Source organism: Polaribacter sp. Hel1_85 (assembly GCF_000766795.1).
GTDB lineage: Bacteria > Bacteroidota > Bacteroidia > Flavobacteriales > Flavobacteriaceae > Polaribacter.
Genome location: NZ_JPDS01000002.1, coordinates 626,049 through 637,523, shown reverse-complemented (window position 1 = coordinate 637,523; position 11,475 = coordinate 626,049). Strand labels below are relative to the sequence as shown.

Sequence of the window (11,475 nt, the reverse complement as noted above, 5' to 3'; positions counted from 1 at the left end):
GAGTCGTTTGTTAAGTAGTAAATAGTTACTTTGTATATCTGATAAAAAGAATTAATATAATATGAAGATATTTACAACAACCCTTTTCTTAACACTAAGTACTTGTTTTATTTTCGGTCAAAAAACAACACACAATAAGGTGTCTAGAAAAATTGATCCTAATTGGGAGTCTATGGCAGAAAACTATCAAGTTCCAGAATGGTTTCAAGATGGTAAAATTGGTGTTTGGATGCATTGGGGAATTCCATCTTCTATTGATGAAAACAGAGCAGATGATGGTTCTCATTATGGAAGAAGAATGTACGGCGATAAAGATTATGATGCCAGAAACGAACCAGACAGAAAAAGAACTGCAAAACTAACAGAATGGCATACAGAAAGATATGGAAAACCATCTGAATTCGGTTATGAAAAATTTATACCCAATTTTAAAGCTGAAAAGTTTAACGCTAATGAAATTGTAAAATTTGTAAAATCTTGTGGTGCTCGTTTTATTATGCCAGTTGCAACTCACCATGATAATTTTGACATGTATGACTCTTTCTTCCCTTACAACTCTGTTAAAATGGGACCAAAAAAAGACATACTTAGAGAATGGAAAGATGCTGCACAAGAACACAATTTAAAATTTGGAGTTTCTACACATTTATATTGGTCTCCACGTTTTTTTAGAACAGCAAGAAAATTTCAAAAAGAAGGAACTCCTGAATGGGAATTTTTTAATATGGATTATGACTCTTTCGAGTTTGCTAGTCAAAAAAGCTGGAACGAACATTGGTACAAACGTTGTTGGGATTTAATAGATAAATATGACCCAGACATGTTTAACAATGATTCTCCTTACCCTACAATTAAAACAGGAGATGGGATTGGAGTAAAACTATTTTCAGATTATTTAAATAGAGATTTAAAAGAAAATAACGGAAATCAAACTACTGTTTTATCATTTAAAAACACAAAAGAAAATAAAGCCGCATTTACTTACAATTTAGAAAGAGGAATGTTTGGAGAACAACAAAAATACCCATGGATTTGGGCTACAGATTTATCTGGAAGTTGGTTCTACAGAAAAAAATCTTTCACAAAAATGTCTTTAGATGTTCTAATTGGCAATGCTATTGATGCAATCAGTAAAAATGGTGTTGTTATGATTAACATTGCTTTAAAAGGAGATGGAACTATCCCAGAAAATCAAGTAAAAATGCTGTCTGATTTTGGAGAATTTGTAAAAATAAACAATGAAGGAATCTACAATACTAGACCTTGGAAAGTTTACGGTGAAGGTCCATTAAAAATAGTTACTAAAAGAGCAGGGGAGAACCTAAAAAAGTTCTCTGAAAAAGATATTCGTATAACTACAAATGAAGGAAACTTGTATGCCTTTGTTTTAGCAACACCAACAGAAGATGTTTTAATTAAAACATTAAACAAAGGAGGTCTTTTAAATAAAAAAATAAAAGAAATTAAATTATTAGGTAGTAATGAAAAAGTGAACTGGTGTCAAGAAAAAGATGGCTTAGTTATTAAAAATAACTTTAAAAAATTACCAAATCAGCCAGCAATTTGTTTTAAAATAGTTCTAAAATAATTTATGTATAAAATGTATTTAAAATCTTCATTTTTATTGGTTGTTTTAGCACTTTGTTTAAGTTCGTGCAAAACACAAAACATAGATACTACTTCAGTGAAGTTAGTAAAAAATAAGTTGCCAGAATTTTCTTGGGATAAAATGCCGCTGTATATGCATTTACGTAAATCAACTGCTTTTTCTAAAAAAGAGATTAAATATTTATCAAAATTTCCTTTAATAACTTTTGAAAAAACAACAGGAAATAAAACTTTTGGATCAACAGAAAAAGGAACTATTAAAGCTGCTAAAGCCGTAAAAAGTATTAATCCAAATGCAAAAATATTATATTATAAGAATGTAGTCATTAATTGGGGCGGTTATTCTGAAGATGAAAATTTTTTATACAAACAGCCAGAAGCGTTATTAGTCAATGCCAAAGGGAAAAAAGCAGTAATGCCAAATGGTAAAACTGGATTCTTTGACATATCAGAAGATTACGTTCGTAATTATTGGTTAAACCATGTAAAAAAAGTTACTGAAAACCCATTTATTGATGGTGTTTTTTTAGATGCTAATATAAAAGTACTCGTTCCAGGTTTTTTTAATAGTCGTGTTGGAGAAGAAAAACAAAAGGCAATTAAGAAAGGGTATTTATCCATGATGTCAGATTTAGAATCACAATTAGGAGATGATAATTTACTCATAGCAAATATAATTCGTGTTCGGCCAGAATTCGAAGATTCTGGTAGAGAATACTTAAAGTTCTTTGACGGTTCTTATTTAGAAGGGTTTGAACATAAAGGTTTTGGCATGACTTATGAAGATTACTTAGCACAAGGAATTGAAGCTGTTCAAAAATCTGCAAGAGAAGGAAAAGTAATTGCTATGTCTCTTGGTATTGGTAAAGAATTAAAAGGCGCAGAAGAAGGTATTGATGATGTTAGAAAAAAAGTAAGCATAAATGAAGATTTTACAAAGCGCTTAGATTATCTATTAGCCATTTTTCTTGTTTGTGCAGAAAAATACAGTTACGTATATCCACATGATGGTTATGGTATTCAAAAATCTGCTGTTTGGTTAAAAACGTTTCCTCAATATGAAAAACCATTAGGAAAACCTTTAAGTTTTGCCAAACGTGAAGGTTACATCTATACTAGATCGTTTGAATATGTAGATGTTTGGCTAGATATAAAAAATAAAACAGCAAAATTAAATTTTAAATAAAACTCCAAGTCTAAATAATAAAACAAAAACAATGAACTATATTTTAAATAAACCTACCATTCTTTTATTTCTGTTGGTTTTTTCCTTGAGCTTTAAAGCTCAAGAAAAAGAGAGTCCAATAAAACCTAATATTATTATTTTTTATGCTGATGATTTAGGTTGGCAGGATACAGAAATAAATAATTTGGACGAACCTAGCCCATGGGAAACTCCTAATATTTCAAAATTAGCAAATGATGCTGTAAACTTTACCAACGGATATTCTCCTGCGCCTACTTGTGCACCATCTAGATGTGCTGTTTTAAGTGGATTACATCCTACCAAAACAGGAGTAACACACGTTGCTGGAGGTCAAATGCCTAATGCAGGACAAAGTGCAAAGTATATATCACCTTTTTTTGAGGGAGGTTTGTTTCCAAAACACTTTACAATTGCAGAAGCTTTAAAACTTAATGGATATACAACAGGACATGTTGGGAAATGGCATGCAGGACATGACGATTCTCAAAAATCAAAAAACCAAGGTTTTGATTTTGTTCATGAATCTAGAGGTGCACATCAAGGACCTAAAAAACCAGACAATAGATTAACAAAGTTTGCAACATATAATAAAAATGATGCATATAGATTGAGTAAAGAAAAGTATCCTCCGTTTACAAAAGAATCTCCAGAAGGAATTTCATACCCATATGATGAAATTACAGAGAATGCTCTTAAATTTATTGGTGAAAGCAAAAACGAACCTTTCTTTTTATATTTAGCACATTGGATGGTTCATTCTCCAATCCATACTAAAAACCGTGAGTTATTACAATACTATTGTGATAAGTTAGGAATTGATTTTCCAACAAAAGATACTCATGTGACTACAGGAGGTCAAACAAATCCTTTTTTCGGGTCTATGGTAACAACTTTAGACTGGAGTTTAGGACGTGTTGTAGATTTACTTAAGAAAACAGACGATCCTAGAAACCCTGGTAAAAAATTATACGAAACTACATACATCTTTTTCTCTTCTGATAATGGAGCTGTAGAACACGTAGGTAAAGAAATTGTAACGGATAACTTTCCATTAGATGAAGGAAAAAAATATGCTCAAGAAGGAGGTATTAGAGTACCATTGCTTATTTCTGGACCAAGTATACCAAAAGGTAAAGTATATGATGGATTGGTAAATCAATTAGATTTTTACCCAACAATTTTAGATTTAACTGATACTAAGATCTCAACGAAATATAAATCTGATTTAGACGGATTAAATATTTCAAACGTATTATTAAATACTAAAAATGTTATTAAAGATGAAAAGGGAGTAGAAAGAAAAGATTTATGGTGGCACTTTCCTCACAATCGCGAACATCAAATGCAATCTGCAATAAGAGCGGGAGATTATAAATTGTATAAAAACCATACAAAAGGTAATTATGAGTTATACCGTTTGTACAAAGATGGTAAAAGAGCAGATTTAGAAGAAAAATTTGATATTGCAGAACAGTCTCCTGAGATTGTTAAAGATTTATCTACAAGATTAGAAAAGTATTTAAAAGATTACGATGCTAAATTTCCTTATAAAAATCCTTTAAAAATAAAAGGAGAACCAGAAAATGTGGCTGCTATTCCACAAATAAAAACAGATTCTTTTGATCCTTCATCACGTAAAATTACAGTTACATTAGAAAAAGGGAACTCTAAAGTTATTGAGTTTTATGGATTAATATCTTACAAAGATTTACATGCCGTTAAGAAAAATGGAAAACATAGAAAAGTACACGAACCTTTTACAAAATTAGAAGGAGAATTTAATAAAAAGAAATCAGAATATACTTTAACGCTTCCAGTTGGAGTAACTGAAGCAGGTATCATTTTTATTGATGAAAACAGATTTATGGTTAAAAGTAAATTTCATACTTTAAAAGCACCTAAAAAATCTAAAAAAGTCAAAAAAAACAGAAAAAATAAAAACAAATAAATTATATAATACTTACGATGAAAAACAAAAGAAATCTTTTAGGTTTATTGTTCTTATCACTATTTGTATGTAATACGATGAATAGTCAAAAGAATTCAAAATTAATAAAACCGAATATCATCATTTTTTATGCGGATGATTTAGGCTGGCAAGACGTACAATTAAATGATTTAGACGAACCTTGTGCTTGGGATACGCCAAACATTACAAAGTTAGCAGAAGATGCTATCAATTTTACAAATGCATATTCTCCAGCACCTACCTGTGCGCCCTCAAGATCTGCTATTTTATCAGGATTACATCCTGCTAGAACTGGGATTACAAATGTAAGTGGAGGAGAAATTCCTAAAGCTAGTAAAGGGAGTAGATTTATTAATCCTTATTTCCCATCAGGATTAATGCCAGAGAATTTTACTATAGCTGAAGCTTTAAAAATGAATGGTTATAAAACAGGGCATGTAGGAAAATGGCATGCAGGACATCTTAAAATTCAAAATTCAAAAAATCAAGGTTTTGATTTTGTACATGAGTCTAGAGGAGCACACCAAGGACCTAGAAAACCTAACACGCGTTTGACTAATTTTGCAACAAATGATGCTAATGACCCATTCCGTTTAAGTAAAGAGAAGTATTTCCCTTTTACAAAGGAGAATCCTAAAGGAATTTCTTACCCAACTGATGCAGTTACAGAAAATGCCCTTAAATTTATAAACGAAAGTAAAGAAGAACCTTTCTTTTTATACTTAGCACATTGGATGGTTCATTATCCAATTCACTCAAAAAACCGTAAATTATTAGACTATTATTGTGATAAATTAGGAGTAGAACTTCCAGAAGTAGATGCAGAATGGACTAAAGAAGGTCAGAACAATCCTTATTTTGGTGCAATGGTTACAACCTTAGACTGGAGTTTAGGACGTGTTGTAGATTTGTTAAAGAAAACAGATGACCCTAGAAATCCTGGTAAAAAATTATACGAAACTACTTATATCTTCTTTTCATCTGATAATGGTGGGGCAGAAACTCGTAAGGCAGAAGTAATGTCTGACAATGCACCTTTAGATAAAGGTAAAAAATATAGTGAAGAAGGTGGTATTAGAGTTCCAATGCTTATTTCTGGACCAAGTATTCCAAAGGAAAAAACAAAAGATGTTTTAATCAATCAATTAGACTTCTATCCAACTATTTTAAACCTTACAAATAGTAAAATACCTTCTAAATACAGTGATGATTTCGATGGATTAGATATTTCTAATGTCTTATTAAGTAACAAAAATGAGGTAAAGGATAACAAAGGTAAACCAAGAGAAGATTTATGGTGGCACTATCCTTATGGAGACGATGTTAAAAACCAATCTGCTATAAGATCTGGAGACTATAAATTATATAAAAACTTTAACTCAGGTAAATATGTTTTACATCGTTTATATAAAGACGGAAAGAGATATGATTTAGAAGAGCAAAATGATATTGCTGCACAATCTCCTAAAATTGTTAAGAAGTTAGCAGCTAAACTAGAAAAGTACCTTAAAGATTACGATGCTAAACTACCTTATAAAAGCATCACGAATGTTAAAGATCCTTCGGATAAAGAAAAGTTAGCATCTATACCAGTTGTAGTAACAGATTCTTTTGATGCTACATCTCGAAAAGTTTCTATTCAATTAGAAAAAGGAAAATCTAAAGTAATTGAAAGCTATGCGCTTATTAAAATTTCTGATAAGCCAAGTGCTACAGGAAAGAAAAAATTACACACAACCTATATAGAAGTGCCTTTAGAAGCTTGTAAAAACAAATTAGAATACACTTTTAATGTGCCAAAAGGCGCTTATGAATGTGGAGTTATTTTTATTGATGAAAATAGATTTATGGTAAAAAGTAAATTTCATGAATTAATAAAGACTCCTAAAAAAGGAAAAAAGAAAAAAGGAAAGAAGAAAAAGAAGAAAAAAAATTAAGCTCTTAAAGGAGGTAAAAATTTATAATAGGTTTTTAATAGAGCTATAATCTTTTTATAGAAAAAATAATTCTATAAAGCCAAATAATAAAAACAGGAAATATGAAAAATATCGTTACTACTTGTTTTTTGTGTTTCCTGTTTTTATCAAAAATAGCGTATTCACAAAAAAAACTTAAAAACAGCAAACCAAACATCATCTTTGTAATGACAGATGATCAAGGTATGGGAGATTTCTCTTGTATGGGAAATCAAGTAGTAAAAACACCAAATATTGATGCTTTTTATCAAAAATCTACACGTTTTACAGAATACCATGTAAGCCCTACTTGCGCACCAACTAGAGCTGCATTAATGAGTGGTAACCATGAATTTAGAGTAGGCGTAACGCATACAATATTAGAACGAGAAAGAATGGCTTTGGACGTTTACACACTTCCACAAGCTTTACAATCTGCAGGTTATAAAACAGGTATTTTTGGCAAATGGCATTTAGGAGATGGAGATGAATATCTCCCTCAAAACAGAGGTTTTGATGAAGTACTTATGCATGGTGCTGGAGGTATTGGCCAAGTAAGTTTAGGAGATTTTCCTGCGAATAAAGAAAACTTATATTTTGATAATATCTTACTTCACAATAAAACGATTGTAAAAACGAAAGGTTTTTGTACAGATGTTTTTTTTGATGCAGGTTTGGCTTGGACAAAAAAACAAATCGATGCTAAAAAACCATATTTTACGTATTTATCATTAAATGCGCCTCATGCTCCATTAATTGCTCCAGAATCTTATAAAAAACGTTTCTTAGAATTGGGTTATGATGAAGGTACTGCTGGAAGATATGGAATGATTGAAAACATTGATGACAATTTTGGAAGGTTGCTAAAAAAACTGAAAGAATGGGATGTTTTAGATAATACGTTAATAATTTTTACAACAGATAATGGTGCAACACATTTAGGAGGAACTTTAAATGGGAAAAAAGTAAAACATTTTAATGCCAATCTTAAAGGTGGAAAAAACTCGCCTAATGAAGGTGGAAACCACGTACCTCTTTTCTTTTACTGGAAAGGTATTTTATCCGAAGGAAAAGATATCAACCAACTTACAGCTCATATAGATTTATACAAAACCTTTACAGAATTGGCTGGCGCTAAATTGCCAGAAACAATGCAATCTTTAAAAGGATTATCGTTAATTCCATTATTAGAAAACACAGCAACAACCTGGGAAGACCGTTTGTTATTTACACATTGTGGAAGATGGAAAACAGGAAAAATAGAAGAAGCTAAATATACTAAAATGGCTATAAGAAGTCAGCAATGGCGTTTTGTAAACAATAAAGAACTGTATGATGTTATTAAAGACCCTGGAGAACGTAAAAATGTTGCGTCAGAAAACCCAGAAGTGATTACTAAATTCGAACAACCTTATAACGAATGGTGGTCTTCCTCTATTCCTTTTATGATAAACGAAAATAGAAAAAGAGTAAAAAAACAGCCACTTCATATAAAATATGAGCAACAATTAAAAGAAATAGGTATTCCTTTTTGGAGCCTAAAATTATCAAACTAAAAAATAAAATAATGTCCTTTTTAAATAATTAAAAGGGATATAGTTTTGATTGAATTAGATATAAGAATAATAAAAAAGAAGTGACAAATTAGTACCCCTAAAAAACATCATTATTCCTAATAAAATGACTAAAAACACAAAAGAACATAAAAGTTTTGCTAAAGACGTATCATTTCTTCAAAAACATACAGATATTGTTGTTTTAAAAAATTACGAAAGCGCTGTTGCCGTTGCCCCTTTATTTCAAGGGCGAGTTATGACAAGTACAACCAATGCTGATGAAGGTGCCGGATTTGGATGGATTAATAAAAAAGTAATTGAAACAGGTTTCTTATCAGAAAAAGAACGTAAAGGAAGAATAGAAAATCAAATTTATGTTTTTGGAGGTGAAGAACGTTTTTGGTTAGGACCAGAAGGAGGACAATTTTCTATTTTCTTTAAAGAAGGAGATACTTTTGATTTTTCTAATTGGAAAACTCCAGCAGTTATAGATACAGATGCTTTTACATTGGTTTCTAAATCAGAAAAAAAAGTAACTTTTAAGCATAGTTGTGAATTGATTAATAAAAGCAATACTGTTTTTAAAATGGGTATTGGACGTTCGGTTACTATTCTAGAAAAAGAAGCAATAGAAGATATTCTTAAAAAAGATATTTCAGAAAAAATTGAATTTGTTGGCTACCAAACAAATAATCAGATTACAAATATAGGAGAGGCTGCATGGATTCCAGAAACAGGATTACCATCTATTTGGATGTTAGGAATGTACAATCCTTCTCCAGAAACAACTGTAGTTATTCCTTTTAAAGAAGGAAGTGAAATTGAATTAGGAGAAAAGGTAAATGACGCATATTTTGGAAAAATATCTAGTGATTATTTAAAAACAAAAGAAGATGTTTTGTTTTTTAAAGGAGATGGAACCAAACGAGGAAAGATTGGAGTTGGTCCAAAGAGAACAAAAGGAATTGCAGGAAGTTACAATGCTGAAGAAAACGTATTGAATATTGTTACTTATAATAAGCAAGAAGCTAAAAGTGGTTATGTAAACTCTGCATGGGAAGAACAAGAAGAACCTTTTGCAGGAGATGTGTTAAATGCTTATAATGATGGTTCTCCAGAACCTGGAGTTCCACCAATGGGACCTTTTTATGAGCTAGAAACTTCATCACCAGCAGCTGCGTTAAAACCAAATGAGACGATGACTCATATTCAAACCACTATTCATTTAAAAGGTGATAAAGAAGAGTTAAATAAGATTGCTAAGCAATTGTTAGGAGTTGAATTAGATGTAATTATAAAATCATTCTAATTATGAAGCAGTTAAAAAGCAACACCATCATTTTTTGTTCTCTTATTACAACCTTAATATTTCTGCATAGCTGTATAACAAAAGAAAAAAAAAATATCTCTCAAAATCAGATTTTTGACCAAACTAATAATTGGATTGTATTAAATAAAATTGATGCAAAAAAAGAAGGCAGCACATATTCTTGGAACTTTAATGTAAAACACCCTTCTGAATATGTACTTCAAATGGTTTCAAGTGGAGAAATATCCGAAGAGAATAATTCTGCAAAAGTTCAGATTGATAAACAAGAGTTCGAAGAATCACTCTCGAAAAACTACGTAATTAACTCTAATGACATCGTTTCAGAATTCAAAAGTAAAATTCAATTTATAAATACTGGAAAACAGAATATTTCAATAACTACCGATGCAAATTTTAAAACGGTAAGAATTATTCCTCATTATAAAAAACCAATTGGTTCTGGTAATTATCATCAAGAATGGTTATCAATGCACAATTCTGATGAAAAACAAAAAGCACTAAAACGTTTTAAAGAAGCAAAGTTAGGAATGTTTATTCACTGGGGATTATATTCTGAAATTGGTGGAATATGGAAAGGAACTAAAATAAATCATTCTCCTTATCCTGGACCAAAAGTTGCAGAATGGTTGATGTATGCTTTTAAAATACCAAGAGAAGAATATAAAGAACTTGCTAAAACGTTTAATCCTGATAAATCATTTGCTCAGAACGTTGCAAAACTTGCAAAAGATGTCGGTATGAAATATATGGTTATCACCTCTAAACACCATGATGGTTTTGCTTTGTTCGACTCTAAAAGTTCAGAATTTGACATAGCTGATGCAACACCATATAAAGCAGATATTATTAAAGAATTGTATGACGCCTGTTTAAAAGAAGGTATCGATTTTGGTGTATACTATTCACATGGAAATGATTGGATGGATGGTGCTGATGGTAATTATGCCAACGTTAAAAAAGTAAACGATTCTTTAGGGATTTACACACATCCAACAGGTAAAAACTTATGGGACCCAAGTAAAAACACACATAAAGAATACCTACATAACAAAGCATATCCTCAAGTAAAAGAACTTTTAAATTTATTGCCAGAATTGCATTTAATTTGGTTTGATGGAACTGGTTTTATCACCGAAGAACAAGCATTTCAGTTTTATAAATTGGTTTATGATACCAATCCAAATGTGGTTGTAAACAGAAGAGTTGGTTATGCGTTTGGAGATTATTTAGATGCTGGAGATAATAAGATTCCTTCTGCATCAGAAAAGCTAGAAAAATATTGGGAAACTTGTGGAACAACAAACAATTCTTGGGGTTACAAATCTTATGATAAAGACTGGAAAAGCCCAAAAGAATTGTTATACTACTTTGTTGATATTTTATCAAAAGGAGGAAATTACTTATTAAATATTGGTCCTGATGGAAAAGGAAATGTACCAGAAACAAGCGCCCAAAATTTACGCGAAATGGGTAAATGGATTCATCAAAATGCAGATGCTGTTTATGGAACATCTCGTTGGAAAACACCCAATGAAGGTCAAGAAGAAACCCTTTTAGATGGTACAGGTCATAGAGCTGCTAAAGGCTTTGAAAGAAAATTCACTTCCAAAGATTTTTGGTTTACAACAAAAGAAAATAAAGTGTATGCTATTTCTTTAACGAATACAGAGGGAGATATTCTTATAAAATCGCTGAAAAAAGGTGAAGGAGATATTGAACAAGTAAAGTTATTAGGAAACGGCAAAATCCTTAAATGGAATCAAAATAAAAACGGATTAAAAACTACTGTAATTGGATTACCAAAAAATGCGCTTGGTTATGTTATAGAAGTCACTTTAAAAAACAATTAA

Annotated in this window: 7 protein-coding genes; all 7 read left to right on the top strand. The window is 31.0% G+C overall.

The window, feature by feature from the left end; genetic code table 11:
- Nucleotides 1–61 precede the first annotated feature (61 nt).
- The 7 genes from PHEL85_RS09925 to PHEL85_RS17370 all read left to right on the top strand — a co-directional run bounded on the left by PHEL85_RS09925 (nt 62) and on the right by PHEL85_RS17370 (nt 11,475).
- Nucleotides 62–1,588, top strand: a complete 1,527-nt coding sequence (locus PHEL85_RS09925; protein WP_081965117.1) for an alpha-L-fucosidase — start codon at nt 62–64, stop codon at nt 1,586–1,588.
- A gap of 3 nt (nt 1,589–1,591) precedes the next feature.
- Nucleotides 1,592–2,794, top strand: a complete 1,203-nt coding sequence (locus PHEL85_RS09920) for a putative glycoside hydrolase (protein WP_052108531.1) — start codon at nt 1,592–1,594, stop codon at nt 2,792–2,794.
- A gap of 31 nt (nt 2,795–2,825) precedes the next feature.
- Nucleotides 2,826–4,763 (top strand): sulfatase, encoded by a 1,938-nt coding sequence (locus PHEL85_RS09915; protein WP_052108530.1) that lies wholly within the window; start codon nt 2,826–2,828, stop codon nt 4,761–4,763.
- Between the two features lie 17 nt (nt 4,764–4,780).
- Nucleotides 4,781–6,721 (top strand): sulfatase, encoded by a 1,941-nt coding sequence (locus tag PHEL85_RS09910; RefSeq protein ID WP_081965116.1) that lies wholly within the window; start codon nt 4,781–4,783, stop codon nt 6,719–6,721.
- Nucleotides 6,722–6,822: 101 nt separating this feature from the next.
- Nucleotides 6,823–8,295: an arylsulfatase gene (locus PHEL85_RS09905; protein WP_036824587.1), complete on the top strand. Its 1,473-nt coding sequence runs from the start codon at nt 6,823–6,825 to the stop codon at nt 8,293–8,295.
- A 124-nt stretch (nt 8,296–8,419) separates the two neighbouring features.
- Nucleotides 8,420–9,604, top strand: coding sequence for a DUF6786 family protein (locus PHEL85_RS09900; protein ID WP_036824585.1), 1,185 nt, complete (start codon nt 8,420–8,422; stop codon nt 9,602–9,604).
- A 2-nt stretch (nt 9,605–9,606) separates the two neighbouring features.
- Complete coding sequence (locus tag PHEL85_RS17370) at nt 9,607–11,475, top strand: alpha-L-fucosidase (protein ID WP_052108528.1); 1,869 nt, start codon at nt 9,607–9,609, stop codon at nt 11,473–11,475.

What these genes read in the sequence shown, in the direction of transcription:
- PHEL85_RS09925 (WP_081965117.1), top strand. Translation starts at nt 62, where the DNA reads ATGAAGATATTTACAACAACCCTTTTCTTAACACTAAGTACTTGTTTT.
- PHEL85_RS09920 (WP_052108531.1), top strand. Translation starts at nt 1,592, where the DNA reads ATGTATAAAATGTATTTAAAATCTTCATTTTTATTGGTTGTTTTAGCA.
- PHEL85_RS09915 (WP_052108530.1), top strand. Translation starts at nt 2,826, where the DNA reads ATGAACTATATTTTAAATAAACCTACCATTCTTTTATTTCTGTTGGTT.
- PHEL85_RS09910 (WP_081965116.1), top strand. Translation starts at nt 4,781, where the DNA reads ATGAAAAACAAAAGAAATCTTTTAGGTTTATTGTTCTTATCACTATTT.
- PHEL85_RS09905 (WP_036824587.1), top strand. Translation starts at nt 6,823, where the DNA reads ATGAAAAATATCGTTACTACTTGTTTTTTGTGTTTCCTGTTTTTATCA.
- PHEL85_RS09900 (WP_036824585.1), top strand. Translation starts at nt 8,420, where the DNA reads ATGACTAAAAACACAAAAGAACATAAAAGTTTTGCTAAAGACGTATCA.
- PHEL85_RS17370 (WP_052108528.1), top strand. Translation starts at nt 9,607, where the DNA reads ATGAAGCAGTTAAAAAGCAACACCATCATTTTTTGTTCTCTTATTACA.